At 56.8% G+C, this 20,878-nt stretch carries 16 protein-coding genes and 1 pseudogene; 5 read left to right on the top strand and 12 right to left on the bottom strand.

Features of this window, described 5'->3' with window-relative positions:
* Positions 1–92: 92 nt before the first annotated feature.
* The 12 genes and pseudogenes from IV433_RS15575 to atzF all read right to left on the bottom strand — a co-directional run bounded on the left by IV433_RS15575 (position 93) and on the right by atzF (position 17,283).
* Positions 93–881, bottom strand: coding sequence for a DUF2877 domain-containing protein (locus IV433_RS15575; RefSeq protein ID WP_195814902.1), 789 nt, complete (start codon positions 879–881; stop codon positions 93–95).
* A gap of 1 nt (position 882) precedes the next feature.
* Positions 883–1,557: a cysteine hydrolase family protein gene (locus IV433_RS15570; RefSeq protein ID WP_195814901.1), complete on the bottom strand. Its 675-nt coding sequence runs from the start codon at positions 1,555–1,557 to the stop codon at positions 883–885.
* A gap of 255 nt (positions 1,558–1,812) precedes the next feature.
* Complete coding sequence (locus IV433_RS15565) at positions 1,813–3,075, bottom strand: DNA-processing protein DprA (RefSeq protein WP_195814900.1); 1,263 nt, start codon at positions 3,073–3,075, stop codon at positions 1,813–1,815.
* Positions 3,072–5,172, bottom strand: a pseudogene (locus IV433_RS15560) (RecQ family ATP-dependent DNA helicase). The gene IV433_RS15565 and the pseudogene IV433_RS15560 overlap by 4 nt, the downstream one beginning before the upstream one ends.
* Positions 5,173–5,294: 122 nt before the next feature.
* A complete protein-coding gene (gene urtE / locus IV433_RS15555) occupies positions 5,295–5,993 on the bottom strand; it encodes an urea ABC transporter ATP-binding subunit UrtE (RefSeq protein ID WP_195814899.1) in 699 nt (232 codons plus the stop codon).
* A gap of 23 nt (positions 5,994–6,016) precedes the next feature.
* Positions 6,017–6,814: an urea ABC transporter ATP-binding protein UrtD gene (urtD, locus tag IV433_RS15550; RefSeq protein ID WP_195815004.1), complete on the bottom strand. Its 798-nt coding sequence runs from the start codon at positions 6,812–6,814 to the stop codon at positions 6,017–6,019.
* 8 nt (positions 6,815–6,822) lie between these two features.
* Positions 6,823–7,896 carry an urea ABC transporter permease subunit UrtC gene (gene urtC / locus IV433_RS15545; RefSeq protein WP_195814898.1) on the bottom strand — a complete coding sequence of 358 codons (1,074 nt, stop codon included), beginning with the start codon at positions 7,894–7,896 and terminating at the stop codon, positions 6,823–6,825.
* The gene (urtB, locus tag IV433_RS15540; protein WP_195814897.1) at positions 7,896–9,464 is read right to left on the bottom strand and encodes an urea ABC transporter permease subunit UrtB; all 1,569 of its coding nucleotides are present in this window, start codon (positions 9,462–9,464) and stop codon (positions 7,896–7,898) included. Before urtB ends, urtC begins: the two co-directional genes overlap by 1 nt.
* A 186-nt stretch (positions 9,465–9,650) precedes the next feature.
* Positions 9,651–10,919: an urea ABC transporter substrate-binding protein gene (gene urtA / locus IV433_RS15535; RefSeq protein ID WP_195814896.1), complete on the bottom strand. Its 1,269-nt coding sequence runs from the start codon at positions 10,917–10,919 to the stop codon at positions 9,651–9,653.
* A 101-nt stretch (positions 10,920–11,020) separates the two neighbouring features.
* Complete coding sequence (locus IV433_RS15530) at positions 11,021–11,743, bottom strand: GntR family transcriptional regulator (protein WP_195814895.1); 723 nt, start codon at positions 11,741–11,743, stop codon at positions 11,021–11,023.
* Between the two features lie 47 nt (positions 11,744–11,790).
* Positions 11,791–15,423 carry an urea carboxylase gene (gene uca, locus IV433_RS15525; RefSeq protein ID WP_195815003.1) on the bottom strand — a complete coding sequence of 1,211 codons (3,633 nt, stop codon included), beginning with the start codon at positions 15,421–15,423 and terminating at the stop codon, positions 11,791–11,793.
* 12 nt (positions 15,424–15,435) lie between these two features.
* Positions 15,436–17,283, bottom strand: a complete 1,848-nt coding sequence (gene atzF / locus IV433_RS15520; protein ID WP_195814894.1) for an allophanate hydrolase — start codon at positions 17,281–17,283, stop codon at positions 15,436–15,438.
* A 270-nt stretch (positions 17,284–17,553) separates the two neighbouring features.
* On the opposite strand from atzF, the gene IV433_RS15515 reads away from it, so the two are divergent.
* The 5 genes from IV433_RS15515 to IV433_RS15495 all read left to right on the top strand — a co-directional run bounded on the left by IV433_RS15515 (position 17,554) and on the right by IV433_RS15495 (position 20,867).
* Positions 17,554–18,015, top strand: a complete 462-nt coding sequence (locus IV433_RS15515; RefSeq protein ID WP_195814893.1) for an antitoxin PaaA2 family protein — start codon at positions 17,554–17,556, stop codon at positions 18,013–18,015.
* A gap of 3 nt (positions 18,016–18,018) precedes the next feature.
* Positions 18,019–18,297, top strand: coding sequence for a type II toxin-antitoxin system RelE/ParE family toxin (locus IV433_RS15510; protein WP_195814892.1), 279 nt, complete (start codon positions 18,019–18,021; stop codon positions 18,295–18,297).
* Between the two features lie 14 nt (positions 18,298–18,311).
* The gene (locus IV433_RS15505; RefSeq protein WP_195814891.1) at positions 18,312–19,757 is read left to right on the top strand and encodes an alpha/beta hydrolase; all 1,446 of its coding nucleotides are present in this window, start codon (positions 18,312–18,314) and stop codon (positions 19,755–19,757) included.
* A gap of 86 nt (positions 19,758–19,843) precedes the next feature.
* Entirely contained in the window at positions 19,844–20,308 is a 465-nt protein-coding gene (locus tag IV433_RS15500; RefSeq protein ID WP_195814890.1) for a MarR family winged helix-turn-helix transcriptional regulator, read from the top strand.
* A 136-nt stretch (positions 20,309–20,444) separates the two neighbouring features.
* Positions 20,445–20,867 (top strand): organic hydroperoxide resistance protein, encoded by a 423-nt coding sequence (locus IV433_RS15495; RefSeq protein ID WP_195814889.1) that lies wholly within the window; start codon positions 20,445–20,447, stop codon positions 20,865–20,867.
* Positions 20,868–20,878: the final 11 nt, after the last annotated feature.

The raw sequence follows: 20,878 nt of genomic DNA, 5'->3' as shown, positions 1-20,878 counted from the left end.
TCTGTACCTGTGTTCTGACTGCCTGTTTTTTCAGGCAAAGGGATCCCCTGCCGGAGGCCTGAGGGCATCCGGCATGAAGAAAAAAGAGTGAATTACAACGCTGTCTGAATCGTGCGTATTCCGTGCAGCATTCCGGCCAGGCAGTCCGCGCCTGAGCTGGCGCCAAACTGCATCACGTTCCGGGCGGCGGTCTGGATCTGACCGTTGCTGGCCTGTTGCGTCAGCAACATCATCAGGTCGCACACCGGTTCAGAAAAATGTCCGTGTGCCGCCCGCCCGAGATAATGGGCGCTGATGTCGTTGGTGCGGTTCAGCTGCCCGGTGATAATTTCGCGCATCAGGCGAAAATGTCCGGCGATAAGCGGCGTGTCCTGCCATCGCCACAGCGCCGCCAGATAGCCAAGCAGGTAATCATCGCCGTCCGGCGTCAGCCCGTTGCCAAAACCGATCAGCTGCGCAACCTGAGCCGTCAGCGCCTGCGCTGAACTTTGCGCTGATAACAGTGGCTGGCGCTTAGTGCTGTCGCCACCCGGCAGTAACATCAGGGCGCTTTCAACCGGCTGTTTTTGCAGTGCTTCTGCCAGCGCGGCGTGGTGTGCAGGCTGTTCACCGGTCTGCGCAAGAGCCCGTTCCGGTTGCCAGATTACGGCCTTTTCCAGCCCGTCCATCGCGCCGGTCATTTCACGCCAGTCCCAGCCGTGCGGTAACTGCAACCGGACGGCGTCGGGAAGATTCGGATAACGGCAGGCATCGAGCAGCGTCAGCAGATGTCCGTCGGCCGCCATGAAGTTCATCGCGTGCCGGAAGCGGCTGTGAACCCTGAGGCGCTGAGCCAGTCTTCCGGCCGCCAGATAACCGACGGAAACGACGGGCAGCTGCACGTTATGCTTTCGCGTTCAGGCCGCCGACAATGGCGTCAGCATCGCTGATCCAGCCGAAAATCGCGCCCTGCGCTTTGATCATCTCCAGCGCAGATTTCTGGAATTCCGGGAAATAAGAACCGACGCAATCCTGAGGAATAATGCATTCATAGCCGCGGTCATTGGCCTCGCGGACGGTGGTGGTCACGCAAACTTCGGTGGTGACGCCGCAGACAATCAGCGTGCGGATGCCGTGGTTTTGCAGAACCAGATGCAGATCTGTCTGATAAAACGCGCCTTTACCGGGTTTGTCGATCACCGGTTCGCCCGCCACCGGATACAGCTCCGGAATAATGTCGTGGCCCGCTTCGCCGCGCACCAGAATGCGACCCATCGGCCCGGCGGTGCCAATAAATGTCTGGCCGCCGCGCGTCAGTTTGGCTGGCGGGCAATCGCTCAGATCGGCGCGATGCCCTTCGCGGGTATGAATCACCAGAATTTCACGGGCACGGGCGGCATCCAGCACTTTTTTGCACGGCGCGATGGCGGTGCGGACCCGTGAAACGTCGTTGCCCAGCGCTTCGCCAAACCCGCCGGGTTCAACAAAATCGCGTTGCATATCGATCATGACCAGCGCGGTGGTTTGCGGATCAAACATCAGCGGGAACGGTTCGGCCTGAAATTTATGTGTGGTCATCATCAATCTCCTGAACATCCAATGTGGGTAAGAGAGCTACTGGCAGGAAGTATATGAATTGCCAGAAAAGCGAACAGCGAAATGATTCTTTGGCCAGCGACGAATATTTTGCAGAGGGATTTTCCGGAGGAAATAACTGTGAGGCACCGCATAAGCGCGCGGCGCGCAGCAAATTATTTGATGCCGCACGCCGCTCAGTGATAAAAAATTTGTTGAAGGAGTGTGACGTGTATCAGCGATGCCGTCGCACAAGGATCAGTGAGAATGCACGAACTGATAGCGCATTGGTTTTGTGAGTTTTTTTACGGAGCCTTCGTCTTCAGCGCGTTTCAGCCAGTCGTTCATCTGAGATTTATTCAGCGACATTGCTTCAATCAGGTACTCGGCAGTGACAGGCTCTGCGGCTAACCGGCTTAATTCACGAAGGAAGATCTGGTAAAAATCCGCCTGAGGATAAACGGCCACTTCTTCACGCAGTGACAGACCCGGAGGGGCTTGCGGGCGACGCGGGTATTCGAACGCCTCTGGCTGCGGCTCATCAGAGGCTGCAAACATCTCCGCTTGCTCGCCGTTGACTCCTTCAGTGAAATTGCCGGGCACAAACAATTCTGCAATGTCTAAAACCTGGATCTCAGACGCACACCATCTCCCCCCTTTTGCGACCAGATCGGAATTGGCTGACTGATTGTCCCGGCTGGGTTTCACCCACAGCGGTACCCACTGTTTTTTCAGATTCTCTTCCGCACCACTGAGCGTTCCGCCTTTCTGGCCGGAATGTACAACCAGAGCGCTGTCGGCCAGACAGTAAATATACTTATTTCTGCCCATCGCATTGCCCGCGTTAAATACCGCTTCCGGATAGTAAGGTGAAACTAAGACAACATTTCCCTCCATCAGGCCTTTGCGCCATTTCGCGCTGGTGGCTGCTTTCAGCAAACTGTCCGCCATCACACCAATCACTGTGCCGCCCTGATGCATAGCACCGAGCATCGCCGTTTCATCAACCCCCCGCGCTCCACCTGAAACAACAGATTTCCCCTCAGCGGCTGCTTTTTCGCCCAACTCTTGAGAGAAGTGCAAATCCTCGTTATCTGCATTGCGTGAACCGACAACCGCAAGGCCACCAGAGTTGAGCAAGCCCTTGTTACCGCAGACAAAAAGCACCGGCGGCGAATCATTTTTTAACCGGGATTTCAGGCGGTGCGGATAATCGCGGTCGGAGCGGGTCACAATCCACAGGCCAGCCCGCTGCCATTTTTCTACGGCTAAAGCCAGACTGTGTCCGCGTCCCAGCAGTGCGAGGATTCGTTCAGCGCTGATACTTTTGTCCTGCAACCCATGAATCAACGAGGCCACGTCAGGTGCCAGTAAATCGGCAGGAGTCAGTCCTTTTGTTCGCAACCACAAAGCAAAACGCCCCCATTCACTGTTCGTGAGAGGCTTTATTCCGTCAGTATTCGCGTTACCGAAATAACTCGTCAGAAGTAACGTAGCTTGTGCGGCGGGCAATAAATTCATGAACCTTTTACCGAAGAAGAAGCTAAAGCGACCGGATAAACGCAGCCACTTCCTGCTTGTTGTAATAATGCGGCCATCACTGTCAGTGTCCATCCCGAGTCGATGATGTCGTCAACCAGAAGCACAGGGCCTGCCGGGAGTTGCGGATGAACGACAAAAGCGCCGTCGAGATTTCTGCACTGATGATAGCGGTTTTGCTGCCCTTTTTGAGGCTGATTGTCCTTAACTTTTGATATCGCATCGTTAAAAGGCAATCCGAGGCACGTTGCAAGACGGCGTGCGAAAATTGCCCACAAGCTCAGGATGACGCAATGACGGCACACAACACACCCAGGCTGGCGCGGGGTATGGCTGCCAGCGTTCATGGATCATCTCCGCCATGGCATCCACCAGATCATTGCCAAATACTCCACGGTGTTTCCCTTCTGCGGCAATTTTACCCCAACCTGCATCCCCCCAGCGGGAAAGCACTCTGCCTGCCTGAGCCCGAAGTTCAACCGGCAAGTTGCCCTTAAATCCATATTGCGTAAATGCGTCCGCAGCAACCTGCACTTTGGGATCAATGATCATCTCCGCCTGCCTCAGAAAACTCGCGGCCTGATGTGCCAGCGCTGAATCGACCTGAATATCAATCACCGACTGTCCGAGACAAATTTCGCATTTACCGCAAGGCGTTGGATCATGATCGTCCAGTGACCGGCGGAGGAAAGTCATCTTGCAGCCTTGTTCGCCCAGGTAGGACTGGACTTCATCCCATTCCAGTACCCGCTGTCGGGTAAGGTGTGCGATGCGGGCGTGATCCATGGCATAAGGCACCGGTGTTCTTCGCCACTGGGAACCCACTTTGATCACTGGCGCAGGGTTTTCCACGCTCAGTAATTTCAGTACCTTTTCGATCTGACCGTGGCGCAGATTGGTTTGTTCTTCAATTGCGCGCAAAGACAGCCCGTCGCTGTTTGTCAGAACCTCCAAAATTTCATTCACTTGTGCTTCGGAAGGAAATGCGGCATCCCGGAAGAATTCATGAATATTCTGGTCTTCAACGCCGGACATCAGCACGCCAACCGCATGTCTGATGCCACGCCCGGCACGGCCTACCTGCTGGTAATACGCGACAATTGAGCCTGGCGCCTGATAATGAATGACAAAGCTTAAGTCGGGCTTGTCATAACCCATGCCCAGCGCCGTCGTTGCCACCAGAACTTTTAGCTGATTCGTCAGAAGGAGAGTTTCAAGATGCTGGCGATAGTCGTTACTGTTGGCAAAACCTTCAGCTTCAACACTGCCGTGGTACGCTTTTGCAATAATTCCGTTTTGAGTTAGCCAGAGTGCGACCTGTTCCGCATCGCGAACGGTGAGTGTGTAAACAATACCGGTGCCGGGCAGCGAGGGAATAACCTGTGCCAGCCACGCCAGACGTGATGCCTGATCGGGCAAAACCATCGTCTGGAGTGCCAGGCTTTCACGGGTTAATTTTCCGCGCTGGATGTGAATTTCGCCCAGCTGGTGCTGGATGTCTTCGACGACACGATTGTTCGCGGTAGCGGTGGTGCCTAAAACCGGCGTGTTCGGAGGAAGCTGGCGCAGAATGCTCACAATCCGCCGATAATCAGGGCGGAAATCATGCCCCCAGTCGGAGATACAGTGCGCCTCATCAATCACTATCAAACCAATCCGGTCGGCGACGGGAACCAGCACCGTTTCGATAAAGCGGTCATTGGCCAATCGTTCAGGTGAAATCAGCAGGCAGTCAATTTCGTTATTTAGCATGCGCGCCGTGACGGCCTGCCAGTCGTCAATATTGGTGGAGTTCATTGTTTGGGCGACAATACCCAACCGCTGTGCCGACTCAATCTGGTTACGCATCAGCGCCAGCAGCGGAGAGACAATAATGGTCGGCCCCATGCCACGGTCACGAAATATTTTAGCGCTGATAAAATAGACCGAGCTTTTCCCCCATCCGGTACGCTGAACAACCAGTAATTTTTTACGCTCATTGACCAGTGCGTTTATAGCTTCCCACTGGCCGTCACGAAATTGCGCCGACGGGTCAGATAATGCGGTTTTCAGAAGCTGTTCAGCCTGTTCTCGGTTCATCGTCAATCCCTTGTTTTGAACGGCTGGCGCGTCAGTTCCTTAGCCGTCGCTGGCGGAAAAATCATCGGCTTTTACGGTGTCAGGTACCGGCGTGTGTATCAACGAAAATCGAAAACTATTGTTTAAATTGCCACCATGCCTCGCACATTTTCCGCTTCCATCTCTTCACCGCGTCCGCGTTTCACGATGCTGCCGCGCGACATCACCAGATAGCTGTCGGCGAGTTCGGCGGCGAAATCGTAGAATTGTTCGACCAGCAAAATCGCCATGTCGCCTTTGGCGGCGAGCTGTCTGATTACCGCGCCGATTTCTTTGATGACGGAAGGCTGAATGCCCTCGGTAGGCTCGTCGAGGATCAGCAGGCCGGGTTTGCAGGCTAACGCGCGGCCAATCGCCAGCTGTTGTTGCTGACCGCCGGACAAATCGCCGCCGCGGCGGTGCTTCATTTCCAGCAGGATCGGGAACAGATGATAGATTTCATCGGGCACCTGCTTTGCCGCGCTACCGGAAAAACGCGAAAGCCCCATCAGCAGATTTTCTTCTACGGTCAGGCGCGGAAAAATTTCGCGTCCCTGCGGGACGTAGGCTATTCCCGCCTGCACCCGCTGGTGCGGTTTGCGGGAATTGATGACCTGATCCTGCCAGCTGATGGTGCCCGATTTTGCCGGGATCAGTCCCATCAGGCATTTCAGTAACGTGGTCTTGCCCACGCCGTTGCGGCCCAGCAGGCAGGTGACTTCACCGATTTTTGCATCAAAGGACAGGCCGCGCAGAATGTGGCTGCCGCCGTAAAACTGATTCAGTTCTTTCACTTCCAGCATGCGTGTTATTCCTCGAAAAAAACTCAGCGCCCTAAATAAACGTCGATGACCTGCTCATTGGCCTGCACGTCGCGCAGCGAACCTTCGGCCAGCACCTGGCCCTGATGCAGCACGGTGACGTGGTCGGCGATGGTTTCCACAAACCCCATGTCGTGTTCAACCACCATCAGCGAATGTTTGCCCGACAGCTGTCTGAACAGCTCGGCGGTGTACTCGGTTTCGGCGTCGGTCATACCCGCCGCCGGTTCGTCGAGCAGCAGCAAATGCGGCTCCTGCACCAGTAACATGCCGATCTCCAGAAACTGTTTCTGGCCGTGGGACAGCAATCCCGCCGGGCGATGGCGTTCTGCCGCGAGGCGCAGCGTTCCGAGCATTTCATCAATGCGGTCGCGCTGTTCGCTGTTCATTTTGGCGCGCAGACACGCCCACACCGATTTATTGGTTTTCTGCGCGATTTCCAGATTTTCGAAGACCGTCAGCGCTTCGAAGACCGTCGGTTTCTGGAATTTACGGCCAATGCCCGACTGCGCGATGCGCACCGGATCGAGCTTCGTCAGATCGGTCCGCTGGTCGTAAAAAACGCGTCCGCTTTGCGGTTTGGTTTTGCCGGTGATCACGTCCATCAGCGTGGTTTTTCCCGCGCCGTTCGGGCCAATCACGCAGCGCAATTCACCGACGCCGATGTTCAGCGACAAATTGGTCAGCGCTTTAAAACCGTCAAAACTGACGTTGATGTTTTCCAGCTGCAAAATCGGATCGGTCTGTTCGCGGTGCTTATCCGCCCGCTGCTGCTGGGTAAAAAGGTCTTCGGTCATGGTCATCGGGCTCATCAGGATTTCCTTTTGCGCAGCAGGCCAATCACGCCTTGCGGCAGGAACAGCGTCACCAGAATGAACATGCCGCCGAGAACAAATTGCCAGTATTCGGGGATGGCGACGGTGAACCAGCTTTTCGCGCCGTTGACGATGCCTGCGCCAATAACCGGGCCGATCAGCGTGCCGCGCCCGCCCAGCGCCACCCAGATGGCGGCTTCGATGGAGTTGGTCGGCGACATTTCGCTGGGGTTAATGATGCCGACCTGCGGCACGTACAGCGCGCCCGCCAGCCCGCACAGCATGGCGGAAATCGTCCAGACGAACAGCTTGAAACCTTTCGGATCGTAGCCGCAGAAAATCAGTCGGTTTTCGGCGTCGCGCACGGCGGTCAGCACGCGGCCATATTTGCTGCGTGCCAGCGCGAACCCGAGCGCCAGGCTGAAGACCAGCACCAAAACGGTCATCAAAAATAATCCGACGCGGGTGCCGGTAGCCGTGACCTGAAAGCCGAGCAGCGTGGTAAAACCGGTGAAGCCGTTGTTGCCGCCAAAACCGGTTTCATTGCGGAAAAACAGCAACATACCGGCGTAGGTCAGCGCCTGCGTCATAATCGAAAAATAGACGCCTTTGATTTTTGAACGGAAGGCGAAGTAGCCGAACACGAACGCCAGCGCACCGGGCACCAGAACGATCAGGCATAACGCCCAGGCGAAATGCTGCGTCCCGGCCCAGAACCACGGCAGTTCAGTCCATGACAGAAACGACATGAAATCCGGCAGGCCGCTGCCCGCCGCCTGACGCATTAAATACATGCCCATCGCGTAACCGCCGAGCGCAAAGAACAAGCCGTGGCCGAGCGACAACAAACCGGCGTAGCCCCAGACCAGATCCAGCGCGACCGCGACAATGGCGTAACAGAGGATTTTACCGATCAGCGTCAGCGTGTAAGTGGAGATTGCCAGCGGGCTGTCATCCGGAAGCAGCGCAAGAAACGGCAGGATAATCAGGACGATCAGCCCCAGCGTGCCCACGGAAATCGCAATCTTTGGCGCCTTCTGTACGCCGGTAATCGTTAACGGTTGGCTCATCAGTCAATCACCCTGCCTTTAAAGGCGAAGAGTCCCTGAGGACGTTTCTGGATAAACAGAATAATCAGCGCGAGGATCAGGATTTTGCCCAGCACAGCACCGATTTCCGGCTCAAGAATTTTGTTCACGATACCCAGACCAAAGGCCGCAACGACGGTTCCCGCCAGCTGGCCGACGCCGCCGAGCACAACCACTAAAAATGAATCGATGATGTAACCCTGGCCGAGTTCCGGGCCGACGTTGCTGAGCTGCGACAGCGCTACGCCGCCCAGCCCGGCGATGCCGGAACCGAGGCCGAACGCCAGCATATCCACGCGACCGGTCGGCACGCCGCAGCAGGCGGCCATTGCACGGTTTTGTGTCACCGCGCGCACGTTCATGCCGAGCCGCGTTTTATTGAGCAGCAGCCAGGTCAGGCCAAGCACCAGCAGCACAAAAATAATGACGGCGATGCGGTTGTACGGCAGCACCAGATTGGGCAATAACTGAATGCCGCCCGAGAGCCAGCCGGGGTTGGCGACCTCGACGTTCTGCGCGCCAAACAGCACGCGCACGCCCTGGATCAGAATCAGGCTGATGCCCCAGGTTGCCAGCAAGGTTTCCAGCGGGCGGCCATATAAATGGCGGATCACCGTGCGTTCGAGCGCCATGCCGATCCCAGCGGTGATGAAAAACGCCACCGGCAGCGCGACCAGCGGGTAGATCGCCAGCAGGCCCGGCGCGTAATGCTGAAACAGCGACTGCACCATGTAGGTCGAGTACGAACCGAGCATCAGCATTTCGCCGTGCGCCATGTTGATCACGCCCAGCAGGCCGTAGGTGATCGCCAGCCCGAGCGCGGCGAGCAGTAAAATCGAGCCGAGCGATAAGCCGGTAAATGCCTGTCCGAGCAAATCGCCGATCAGCAGGCGGTGCTGAACCGCTTTCAGGCTGATATCCGCCGCCGCGCGCACGGTGGCGTCGGTTTCGGTTTTGGGATCGGTCAGGCTTTGCAAGCGGCCCTGCGTATCCGGGTCGCCGGAGGTACCGAGCAGCTCGACGGCTTTCAGACGCACCTGCGGGCTGGCATCGCTCAGCTGTAAATTCGCCAGCGCGACGGCAAGCGCATCGTGAACCGCGCTGTCTTTTTCCGCGTCGAGACGACGGGTCAGCAGCGGCAACTGGTCGGCCTGCGCTTCACGCTGTAAGGATTTTGCGGCCTGTAAACGCACGGCGCTGTCGGTGCTGACCAGCCGGTGCGCGGATAATGCGTTGGCAATCAGAATGCGCAGGCGGTTGTTCAGCCACACTTTTTTGGTGTCGCCCTGCGGTTTCACATCGCCGTCGAGGGACGTCAGCTGATCGCCGTTTTGAGTGAAAGCGTGTTTAGCGGCGTCGGTGACGACGTTTTCCTGCTTCAGCGCCTCAAGCAGGGGCAATCTTTCCGGCTGCGGATCCGCCGCCCATTGTTGTAATAAGTCGGCTTGCTGGCTGCGGCTGGCGGCAGCAAAGTCATTCGCCGCCCCGGCCTGCGCCAGCAACGGCAGGCAACAAAGCAGGAAAAGCAGTGATCTGATGAGGATTCTCATAATGTTCTCGCCGCATAAAGTTGATGCTGATTTGCTCCTCCCCCTGCGAAGGGGGAGGTTGGGAGGGGGTTTAGCAGACAACTCAAGATTCAACGTTGCCATTAATACCCCACCCCAACCCTCCCCTTCGCAGGGGAGGGAGCTGACCGGTTTATCCTTCAACCCTTCCTCTGGGGGAGGTGCTTATTAGTTCGTCGTTTTCACCGGGGTATCAGGCTTCTTGTCGTTGCCCGGAATGTACGGGCTCCACGGCTGGGCGCGGATCGGTTTGTCGGTCTGCCAGACCACGTTGAACTGACCGTTCGATTCGATTTCGCCGATCATCACCGGTTTGTGCAGGTGGTGATTGGTTTTATCCATGGTCAGCGTGAAGCCTGACGGTGCGGCGAAGGTCTGTCCGGCCATCGCGGCGCGGACTTTATCCACATCCGTCGTTCCGGCTTTTTCAACTGCCTGTGCCCACATATGGATGCCGACATACGTCGCTTCCATCGGGTCGTTGGTCACGGCGGTGTCCGCGTTTGGCAGTTTGTGAGCTTTGGCGTACGCCTTCCATTCGGCAACGAATTTCTTGTTTGTCGGGTTATCGACGGACTGGAAGTAGTTCCACGCCGCGAGGTCGCCGACCAGCGGTTTGGTGTCGATGCCGCGCAGTTCTTCTTCGCCGACGGAGAACGCCACCACCGGCACATCGGTCGCTTTCACGCCCTGGTTCGCCAGCTCTTTGTAGAACGGCACGTTGGAATCACCGTTGATGGTGGAGATGACTGCGGTTTTACCGCCTGCGGAGAATTTCTTAATGTTGGAGACAATGGTCTGGTAATCGCTGTAACCAAACGGTGTGTAGACTTCTTCGATATCGCTGTCTTTCACGCCTTTGGAATGCAGGAAGGCGCGCAGGATTTTGTTGGTGGTGCGCGGATACACATAGTCCGTGCCGAGCAGGAAGAAGCGTTTGGCCGCACCGCCGTCTTCGCTCATCAGATATTCCACCGCCGGAATCGCCTGCTGGTTAGGCGCCGCGCCGGTGTAAAACACGTTTGGCGACATCTCCTCGCCTTCGTATTGCACCGGATAGAACAGCAGGCCATTCAGCTCCTCAAAGACCGGCAGCACCGATTTACGCGACACCGACGTCCAGCAGCCGAACACCACGGCAACTTTATCCTGCGTCAGTAACTGGCGGGCTTTTTCAGCGAACAGCGGCCAGTTGGACGCCGGATCGACCACCACGGGTTCCAGCTTTTTGCCCAGCACACCGCCGTGCGCATTGATGTCATCAATGGTCATCAGCGCGACGTCTTTCAGCGGCGTTTCGGAAATCGCCATGGTGCCGGAAAGAGAATGCATAATGCCGACTTTAATGGTGTCGGCAGCCTGCGCGCTCCAGGCTAATCCCATGCTGACTACGGTGGCGGACAGAGCAAAGGCTTTAATAAAACGTCGACGTTGCATAGATGTACCCTCTGTAAAAAACGCTGTGATTTAAGTGATTTCAGAGAAAAGCTGGACTGTTTTGAGTCGAAAAATGCCTTAAGTCGAAAAAAGATAAAAAGTCATGACGGTGTGTTTTCGTCACTCTCCGCCCGCGCCCGGTGCAACATATGCAGGGTAATCTTGCGCACCTCGGCTTTGCTGACGGCAATGTGGTCGTGTAGCTGGCGTTGCGCCTCCCCGGTTTGTTGTTGAATGATGGCGAGCAAAATGCTCGCGTGTTCCTTGTACGTCGCGTTAACGCGCTCGTCTTTGGTGAAATCCAGACGGCGGATAATGCGGATTTTCTCCGTCAGTTCGCGGTGGATGCGGGCCATCTCGGCATTCCCGGCCGCCGCCACCAGCGTCATGTGAAACTCTTCGTCGTAACGCGAAACCACCTGACCGTCTTCGAGCCGGGGCTGGTCAATCCAGAACGCTTTCAGCTCGGCCAGTTGCAGCGGTTGTGCCGCGGGCGGCAGGGCGCACAGGCGTTTCACCGCTTCCAGCTCCAGCACAATGCGCAGGTCATAAAGCTGCTCGAAAAAATCGAAATCGAACGGACGCACCTGCCAGCCGCTGCGGAAAAACACTTCGACATAGCCTTCGCGTTCCAGCCAGAACAGCGCCTGACGCACCGGTGTACGGCTGACTTCCATACGATCGGCGATGTCGTTTTCGCTGAATTTGTCGCCCGGCAGCAGCCGGAAACTGAAAATGTCATCTTTGAGTTGCTGGTAAATCCGCTCCGCCAGCCCTTCCGGCCGGTTTTTACTGCGTGAAGATTTAGAGCCCGTCAGTTGCATACAATATTCCCTGAATTTTTAAGCCGCTTTACGCGGCCAGAACGGCGTTAAACGGCTGCGTCCAGCCACAACAAAGCATCGCCCGGCCCGACCGGATGGCCCTGCTGGCAACTGATTTTCAGTACCGTACCGGCGCACGGTGCGTTAACGGACAGCTCCATTTTCATCGCCTCGACGACAATCAGCGGCTGCCCTTCTTCGACCTGCTGGCCCGGTTCCACCAGAATTTTCCAGACGTTGCCGTTGAGATCGGCGCTGACTAAATGCCCGTCCTGATCGGTTTCGTCTTCCACTAACCGCACGGCATTGGCGGCGGCTTCCACGGCAGCGCTTTCCGCTTCATGCCAGTGCGCCACTTCACGGCTGAACGCGTCGGCCTGTCTGGCGCGGAATTCAGTAATATCGGCGGCGTTATCGGCTAAGAATTGGGTGTATTGCGCAAAGTCGAACTCGGTTTCTTCGATGCGAACCTGCGCGCGGCCTTCGCGGAAAGCGTCGCGCTGAAGATCCAGATCGGCTTCACTGACTTCATAGAAACGCACCTGATCGAAGAAATGCAGGAGCCACGGTTCGCCGTTTTTGAACTGTTCGTTCCTGAGGAATTTGTTCCAGATAGGCAGCGTGCGGCCGACCAGTTGATAGCCGCCCGGCGAATCCATGCCATAAATGCACATATACATGCCGCCGATGCCGACCGTGCCTTCGGCGGTGAACGTGCGCGCCGGGTTGTATTTGGAACTGAGCAGTCGATGACGCGGATCGACCGGCACCGCACAAGGCGCGCCGAGATACACATCGCCCAGCCCCAGAATCAGGTAGCTGGCGTCGAAAATGATTTTTTTCACGTCTTCGCGGCTGGCCAGCCCGTTGGTGCGCTGGATGAAATCCACGTTATTGGGCAGCCACGGCGCGTCGGCGCGCACGGTTTGCTGATAGCGTTCAACTGCGCCGAGCGTGGCGGAGTCTTCAAACGCCATCGGCATATGCACGATGCGGGTCGGGATTTTGAGCTGGCTGACGTCCGCCAGATGGTGTTCGAGCGTCAGTAAATGCTGAAGCAGCGCACTCTGGTGCAGCACGCGGCTGTCGTAGCGGATTTGCAGTGAACGCACGCCCGGCGACAGCTCTTCGATACCTGCCTGACCGGCCGCTTTAATGGCATTCATCAGCAGATAAATGCGCATGCGCACCGCCAGATCCAGCACGTTATCGCCGTACTCAATCAGCACGTAGCTATCGCCCGCTTGCCGGTATTCCACCAACGGGCGTTCCGCAGTGGCCGGTAACGCAGCAAGAACCGTCGCGGAAACCGTGGTGTCCGGCAGCTGCGACGGCACCGGCAGCGCCATTGCATTGACGGGCATCAGTGAATCAATCGTGCCTTGTTGCGCCAGTTCCAGCGCCTGCGCCTGTTCGAAACTGATCGGATGGAAACGGATTTTATCGCCCGGTTTGACCTGACCGACTTTCCACAGCTCGGCTTTGGCGATGGTCACCGGGCAGACGAAACCGCCGAGGCTTGGCCCGTCGCGCGTCAGAATGACCGGGAAATCGCCGGTGAAGTTGATTGCGCCGATGGCGTATTCGCAGTCATGCACGTTCGACGGATGCAGACCGGCTTCGCCGCCGTCCTGCCGCGCCCATTGCGGTTTCGGGCCGACCAGCCGCACGCCCAGGCGGTTGGAGTTGTAATGCACCTGCCATTCGGCTTCGAAGAACGTTTCAATAGATTCGCGGGTGAAGAAATCCGGCGCGCCGTGCGGGCCGTAAAGCACGCCAATGTTCCAGATTTCGCCATAAGGCTGAACGATATTGGCGGCAGCGGCCTGCGGTAAATCCACTGGCGCAGGTGTGGTGCAGGCGGCAAGTTCCGGCTGCGAAACGGTCAGCATATCCGCGACACGCAGCGTGCGACCTGCGTGGCCGCCAAACTGTCCGAGCGCAAAGGTCGAGCGGCTGCCGAGATAAACCGGCACATCAAACCCGTTACGCACCGCCAGATAAGTGCGGCAGCCCTGCGTGGCGCGGCCCAGCGTCAGCGTCTGACCGGCTTTCACCGGCACCGGCTGCCAGTAAGCGACGCTTTCACCATCGAGATCGGCCGGGCAGCGAGCGCCGGTCAGCGCGATGGTCGCGTCACAATGAAAACGCAGCACCGGCCCCTGAAGCGTGAATTCCAGCCCGGCGGCGTCGAGATGATTCCCGACAATACGGTTGGCGAGGCGGAACGCAAAATCGTCCATCGGCCCGGAAGGCGGCACGCCGATATCCCAGTAGCCGAGACGGCCCGGATAATCCTGCACGCTGCTGTACGTGCCGGGCGCAATCACTTCGACGGCGTTTGGCGCGTAGACAAAACTGTCGAGCATCCGCGTCCACATTTCGCCTTCGCGGAACACCGGCGTGGCGACGACCTGACGCAGGTAATCAATATTGGTGGCGATACCGTGCAGGCGGGTGGCGGCCAGCGCGGCAGACATTTTCGCCAGTGCGTCCTGGCGATCTTTGCCGTGAACAATCAGCTTGGCGATCATCGGGTCATAAAATGCCGACACTTCGCTGCCGGTTGAAACCCAGCCGTCCACGCGAACGTCTGGCGGGAAAAATACTTCGGTCAGCACGCCGGGGCTCGGCTGGAAATTTTTCAGCGGATCTTCGGCGTAAATACGCACTTCCATCGACGCGCCCTGCGGGGCTTTTTCCAGCGCAGGCCAGTCCATCGGTTCGTCTGCGGCGACCCGCAACATGCATTCGATTAAATCCAGCCCGGTGACCATTTCGGTGACCGGATGCTCGACCTGCAAACGGGTATTCACTTCGAGAAAATAAAATTCGTCGCGCGCGGCGTCATAAATAAATTCAACCGTTCCGGCGCTGCGGTAATTCACCGATTCGCCGAGCTGTACGGCGGCACGGTGCAGCGCTTCGCGGCTGGCCTGCGGCAGATTGGGGGCAGGGGTTTCTTCCACAACTTTCTGATTGCGGCGCTGCAACGAGCAGTCACGCTCACCGAGTGCAACTACGCGGCCTTTGCCGTCGCCAAAAATCTGCACTTCGACATGCCGGGCGCGATCGACAAAGCGTTCCAAAAATACGCCGGCATCACGGAAAAACTGTTCGCCGAGGCGCTTCACGCTGTCCCACGCGGCGCGCAATGCGTCTTCGTCGTCGCAGCGCGTCAGGCCAATGCCACCGCCGCCTGCGGTACTTTTCAGCATCACCGGATAACCGATTTTCGCAGCGGCGCTGACCGCATCGTCAATGCTGTCGAGCAAACCGGTGCCCGGCGTCATCGGCACACTGGCTGCACCGGCTAATTCACGGGCGCGATGTTTGAGGCCAAACTCGCGGATTTGTCCGGCGGTCGGGCCGATAAACGCGATACCCGCGGCTTCGCAGGCGTCGGCAAACTCTGCGCTTTCGGATAAAAACCCGTAGCCGGGATAAATCGCCTGCGCGCCGGATTCTTTCGCGGCGGCCAGAATTTTGTCGATCATCAGGTAGCTTTCGCTGGCCTTCTCGCCGCCGATCGCGATGGCAATATCGGCATCCGTGACGTGCGGCGCATTGCGGTCGGCGTCGGAATAGACGGCAACGCTGGCGATGCCCAGACGTTTCAGCGTGCGGATCGCGCGGCAGGCAATTTCGCCACGGTTGGCGATCAGAACTTTAGTAAACATCATCGTGGCTCCTCAGCTTTTTACCGGTGAATTGAGGCTCTGGATGTAACTTCTCCAGCCGCCAAAATGGGTGATATCGGTGGCGTCAGGAATTGCCCACGGCTCGCAGATAAAGCCTTTCACCGTGCGGCCATCGGCCAGTTCGAGCGAACCTATGCCCAGCGGGGCCGGGATTTCCGCGACAAACTCCCCGAAGCGTGCCAGCGGGATATCCCACAGTTCGACGATAATCGCGCTGCCGCCTTCTACCCTGACCAGCCCCGGCTTCGGCGGTGTGGTATTGGCGAGCGCATAAAGTTTGTAACGGGCGGCGGTGGTGGTTTGCTCTGCGCGAACCGCGTTGCGGCGGGTGAGCTGGAAATTGAGCGGCATGCCGGTCAGGTGCGCACCGACCACGGCGACGCGCACGCACGCAGGGCTGAGCGGCGCAGAAACCATGAATTCTTCCGGTTTCACCGCAAGACCGGTGGCACCGAGGGGCAGGTTCAGGCTGCGCTGCCACTGACGGCCAAAACTGGCGAGCGCATCGTCGTGCCAGGCCGGGGCGATCAGCGTGATCCCGGCGGGCAGGCTGTCTGCGCGCATTCCGGCGGGCAGCGCCAGCGCAGATAAATCCGCCAGATTGGTGAAGTTGGTGTAAATCCCGAACTGCGAGTTGTAGAGCACCGGCTCCTGCGCCATCTCTTCCAGCGTGCGGATGGTCGGCGAGGTCGGCACAACCAGCGCATCAAACCCTTCCAGCGCCAGATTGATTTTGCGCGCCAGTTCCGCCCGCAGATATTCCGCCCGCCACGCATCGCAGGCGGTGTAATTCAGGCCGCTGGCGACAATGCCGCGCACCACCGGATCCATCGCTTCCGGGTTTTCTTCAAAAACTGCCCCGACGGCCACCGTCCGTTCCGCCACCCATGCGCCGTAATAAAGCTGCCCGGCCAGCTCGCGGAACGGCGTGAAATCAATCGTTTCCAGCGTCACGCCGTTTTGGCGTAAACGCTCGAGCGCCTCGCTGAACGCGGCTTCGGCCAGATCATCCCCAAAAAACTCAAGACGATCGGGTACCGCAATGCGCGGCTGAAGCGGCAGGGCGAACGGCGCGGTGTGCGGGTTTTTACGCGAATAGGTATCGGCGGCGTCATATCCGCCAGCCGCATGAGCAACGGTTTGCGCATCGGCGACGGTCAGGGCAAAAACGGATACGGCATCATTGAGGCGGCAGGCTGGCACCACGCCGGTATTCGACAGCCAGCCTTTGGTGGGTTTCAGGCCGACGATATTATTAAAACCGGCGGGCACGCGGCCGGAACCGGCGGTGTCTGTCCCCAGCGAAAACGCCACCAGACCGCGCGCCAGAACCGATGCGGAGCCGGAACTGGAACCGCCGCTGACATATTGCGGATTGAAGGTGTTTCGCACCGCGCCAAACGGTGAACGCGTGCCGACCAGGCCGGTCGCAAACTGATCGAGATTGGTTTTGCCAATGACGATGGCGCCTTTGGCTTTCAGATTGGCGACCACGGTGGCGTCAGCTTGCGCGGTGTAGGCAAAGGCGGGGCAGGCGGCCGTGGTCGGCCAGCCCGCGATATCAATATTGTCTTTTACGGCAAACGGCACGCCAAACAGCGGCAGGGCGGAAAGAGAGCCTTCGGCCTGACTGCGCAGGGTTTCCAGACGGGTAATCTGCGCTTCAAGCTGCTCCGCCGTGGCGAGATAAAGCCAGGCATTGTCGGTTTTGCTCAGGCTGCCTGAAACCAGTGAAAGCGTGGTTCGCAGGCTGTCCGGCGCGGTGCGGTAATGTTGCTGCCATTCCCGCAGCGTAAAACCGCGGTAAGGCGAGGTAACGGAGTCTGAAGTTGCAGCCATGTTTTGAATTCCATCTAGTACACAAGATTGAATTCATCTAAGCAATCGCTGTGCCACATCATTATTCATTGATTTCAAATGATTTATTATTTATTTCCCGAATGGGTTGCTCATTTGTTGCACCACGGACGGAATGCAACTGAACAAAAATGGGGCGATTTTGTGCGCGATGTCTCGCAAGAATAAGATTAAAGCCGTTTGTTGATTGAACCGGTATATAGTTGTCTGAATCGATGATTTATTATTGTTTGCAGAAAAGTGAGCGAATTTATGACACAGGAAACGATCGACCATTCAACACTGGTTTGTCTGGCAGAAGCAGGCGCGATTGGTCATCTCAATGTGACTGCACAACAAGGAGGGTGGACAATAATGATCAGATACGGCGAACATCAGCGCACCTTAGTGGCACAACGCAGTGGGAAAATACGGGTATTTAAGCGCTTTGACACACTGGCAGCCTATCTTAAAGACATGGGGATAAATCAGTTTGAAGTGGATATTACCGACTATGATCCTGAAGGTAGCGGTAAAGGAACGCGCCCCGACCGTTCGGCTGCATTGAAACGCGCCCATGAAGCGGCAGCTTTCGACGAAACGGCCTTTGACCTCTGGTTTCGCGAAAGAGTTAAAGAATCACTGGATGATCCGCGTCCCGCCATCCCGCATGAAGACGTTAAAGCTCAGTTTGCCGCCCGCAAAGAGGCATTGCTGAAAGGGCGGGACAAGTAACGGATGACGATCAAACAGGTATGGAAACCACACGCTCTGGAGGATCGCGAGCATATTTTTAACTATGTCGCGAAAGCAAATCCGCATGCGGCCATTGAACTGGATGAGGAGTTTGATGCCGCCGCAGAACGCATTTTCCTGCGTCCGGATATGTATGTTGCCGGGCGGGTTGCCGGAACGCGCGAATGCATCGTGCATATGCACTTCAGAATGGTTTATTGCATCACGGAAACAGAAATTCAGATTGTCAGACTTGTACATACCGCTCAGCACTGGCCTTAGGAAAACACAAACTAATGCAATTCCGTCACCTCTTTGAACGCCTGAAAAAACTGTTACTGGCGGTTATTCTTATCGTGCTGACTTTGTTGGCGGTTCGCACTTATGACGCATTACAGGGGCCGGCGCTGGAGCCGTGGCACAAACTGGTTCCTGATGAACTGAGCGCGTCGCAGCTGGATAAAAGCGACTGGGCTGCGTATTTACGGGCCGAGCAGCAGGCATTTCTGGAAGTGAAGCAGCAGGTGACGGACAAACTCGATGCTGAAGACCGTATTCCGCTGAACCGGTATTACGACCGCAGCCCGGTTTATCCTGAACATTTTGCGCAGGACTGGAACCGCTCATATGAGCTGATGCCTGACGGTAAACCGGTCGGTGCGGTGGTGTTATTGCACGGCCTGACGGATTCGCCCTACAGCCTGCGTCACATTGCAGAAGATTATCGCCGCCGTGGTTTTGTGGCTGTGGGGATCCGTCTGCCGGGGCATGGCACCGTGCCGGGCGGCCTGACGCGCGTTGACTGGGAACAATGGCTGGCTGCCACGCGGCTGGCGGTGAGAGAAGCGCATCGTGCGGCCGGTGAAAATGTTCCGTTGCAGATCGTCGGTTTCTCCAATGGCGGTGCGCTGGCGATGAAGTACACGCTGGATACGCTGGATGACAAATCCCTGGTACGCCCGACGCGTGTGGTGCTGGTTTCCCCGATGATCGGCGTCACCCGTTTTGCACGTTTCGCCGGATACGCCGGCTGGCCGTCGATCTTCCCGGCCTTTGCCAAAACTGCCTGGCTGAATCTGATGCCAGAATTTAATCCGTTTAAATACAATTCATTCCCGGTGAAAGCGGCGCGGCAGTCTTATCTGCTCACCCATGTTTTGCAGCAGCAAATCAGCGAGGATGCGCAGTCGGGCAAGCTGGCGCAATTGCCGCCGCTGCTGGCTTTCCAGTCGGTGATTGATTCTACCGTCAGCACCCGCGCGGTGGTCACGGCATTATTTAATCAGCTTCCCGCCAACGGCAGTCAGCTGGTGTTGTTTGATATCAACCGCAACGCTTATGTTGGCCCGTTGCTGCGGCCTGCGGCGGAGACCGCCGTTGAACGTCTTCTGCCTGCGCCGCCGCGCGCGTATCAGACAACCATTATCACCAATGCCTCACCGGATGACGCCGCCACGATTGCGCAGGTGACGCAGGCAGGGCAGACCACAGTCAGCAGCAGCCCGCTGGGGCTAAATTATCCTTCGGAATTCTATTCGTTATCGCACGTTGCGTTGCCTTTCCCGACGGATGATTCGCTTTACGGACGAAACCCTCAAGGGCCGGCGCAGTTCGGTATTCATCTTGGCACGCTGGCTGCCCGGGGTGAAAATGGTGCGCTGGTGGTGAGTATGGATCAGCTGATGCGGGTTTCTTCCAATCCTTTTTATCCGTATATGCTGAAAAGAATTGAAGGGTTTTGAATGAGATGCGCGGAAATCATCCGTTGATGATTAAATAATCATTAAAAGCGCTTGCGATAATATAGCGCGCTATATATATTGAAAGCATGAAGACGACAACAGACACTGACTTAACGCACAGCAGCATGCTACATCTTGATCAACAGATGTGTTTTGCCCTGTATTCCGCGAATCTTGCGCTGCACAAAGTGTACCGCAAGCTGCTCGGGCAGCTCGACCTCACCTATCCGCAATATCTGGTGATGTTGGTTCTCTGGCAGCGTGATGAAGTCACGGTTTCTGATATTGGCGAAAAGCTGTTTCTGGATTCCGCGACGCTAACGCCGTTGTTGAAACGTCTCGAAGCGGCGGGTTTACTGGTTCGTCAGCGTGCAAAAGCCGATGAACGTCAGGTGATTATTACCCTGACCGGCGTAGGTAAAGCCTTACGTGAAAAAGCTCAGGGCATTCCGGAAGCGATTTTTTGCGCCACAGAATGCAATATGGGCGAGATTACTGCGCTGAAACAGCAACTTGAAGCACTGCGCGACCATCTTCAGGATAAAGCCTGAGAAGAATGATTCAGCAAACGGAACGGAAGGCAGCATTTTCACTCCGTTTGTTTGCGGTAAATAAGTAGCGTGCGATTAAATCGCATAATGAATTTTAAGTATTTTCCTCATCAATCTCATCGAAAAGGAACGAAATATGTCTATTGAAAAAGTGGTATATCGTGCTCACGCTTCTGCAACCGGTGGCCGTGATGGTCGTGCGACATCTGATGATGGCGTTCTGGACGTTAAGCTGGGCGTGCCAAAAGAGATGGCCGGAATGGGCGGCGGGACTAACCCTGAACAACTGTTTGCAGCCGGTTATTCCGCCTGCTTCCTCGGCGCACTGAAAGCCGTTGCCGCGCAGGAAAAAATTAAAATCCCTGCGGATGCAAAAATTGAAGGCGCAGTGGGTATTGGCGCAATCCCTGGCGGTTACGGGATTGAAGTTCAGCTTGATATTACGCTGCCTGGCTTTGAACGCAGCGAAGCCGAAGCGCTGGTCGCTAAAGCGCATCTGGTTTGCCCGTACTCAAACGCAACCCGTGGAAACATCGACGTAACGCTTAACGTAAAATAACTGAAGCAGAA

The sequence above is a fragment of the Rahnella laticis genome, from assembly GCF_015644585.1.
Taxonomy (GTDB): Bacteria; Pseudomonadota; Gammaproteobacteria; order Enterobacterales; family Enterobacteriaceae; genus Rahnella; species Rahnella laticis.
This window is presented reverse-complemented; position numbering and strand designations above follow the sequence as displayed.

What these genes read in the sequence shown, in the direction of transcription:
- atzF (WP_195814894.1), bottom strand. Translation starts at nt 17,283, where the DNA reads ATGGCTGCAACTTCAGACTCCGTTACCTCGCCTTACCGCGGTTTTACG.
- urtA (WP_195814896.1), bottom strand. Translation starts at nt 10,919, where the DNA reads ATGCAACGTCGACGTTTTATTAAAGCCTTTGCTCTGTCCGCCACCGTA.
- urtE (WP_195814899.1), bottom strand. Translation starts at nt 5,993, where the DNA reads ATGCTGGAAGTGAAAGAACTGAATCAGTTTTACGGCGGCAGCCACATT.
- IV433_RS15570 (WP_195814901.1), bottom strand. Translation starts at nt 1,557, where the DNA reads ATGACCACACATAAATTTCAGGCCGAACCGTTCCCGCTGATGTTTGAT.
- IV433_RS15510 (WP_195814892.1), top strand. Translation starts at nt 18,019, where the DNA reads ATGACGATCAAACAGGTATGGAAACCACACGCTCTGGAGGATCGCGAG.
- urtC (WP_195814898.1), bottom strand. Translation starts at nt 7,896, where the DNA reads ATGAGCCAACCGTTAACGATTACCGGCGTACAGAAGGCGCCAAAGATT.
- IV433_RS15515 (WP_195814893.1), top strand. Translation starts at nt 17,554, where the DNA reads ATGACACAGGAAACGATCGACCATTCAACACTGGTTTGTCTGGCAGAA.
- IV433_RS15500 (WP_195814890.1), top strand. Translation starts at nt 19,844, where the DNA reads ATGAAGACGACAACAGACACTGACTTAACGCACAGCAGCATGCTACAT.
- urtB (WP_195814897.1), bottom strand. Translation starts at nt 9,464, where the DNA reads ATGAGAATCCTCATCAGATCACTGCTTTTCCTGCTTTGTTGCCTGCCG.
- uca (WP_195815003.1), bottom strand. Translation starts at nt 15,423, where the DNA reads ATGTTTACTAAAGTTCTGATCGCCAACCGTGGCGAAATTGCCTGCCGC.
- IV433_RS15530 (WP_195814895.1), bottom strand. Translation starts at nt 11,743, where the DNA reads ATGCAACTGACGGGCTCTAAATCTTCACGCAGTAAAAACCGGCCGGAA.
- urtD (WP_195815004.1), bottom strand. Translation starts at nt 6,814, where the DNA reads ATGACCATGACCGAAGACCTTTTTACCCAGCAGCAGCGGGCGGATAAG.
- IV433_RS15505 (WP_195814891.1), top strand. Translation starts at nt 18,312, where the DNA reads ATGCAATTCCGTCACCTCTTTGAACGCCTGAAAAAACTGTTACTGGCG.
- IV433_RS15565 (WP_195814900.1), bottom strand. Translation starts at nt 3,075, where the DNA reads ATGAATTTATTGCCCGCCGCACAAGCTACGTTACTTCTGACGAGTTAT.
- IV433_RS15495 (WP_195814889.1), top strand. Translation starts at nt 20,445, where the DNA reads ATGTCTATTGAAAAAGTGGTATATCGTGCTCACGCTTCTGCAACCGGT.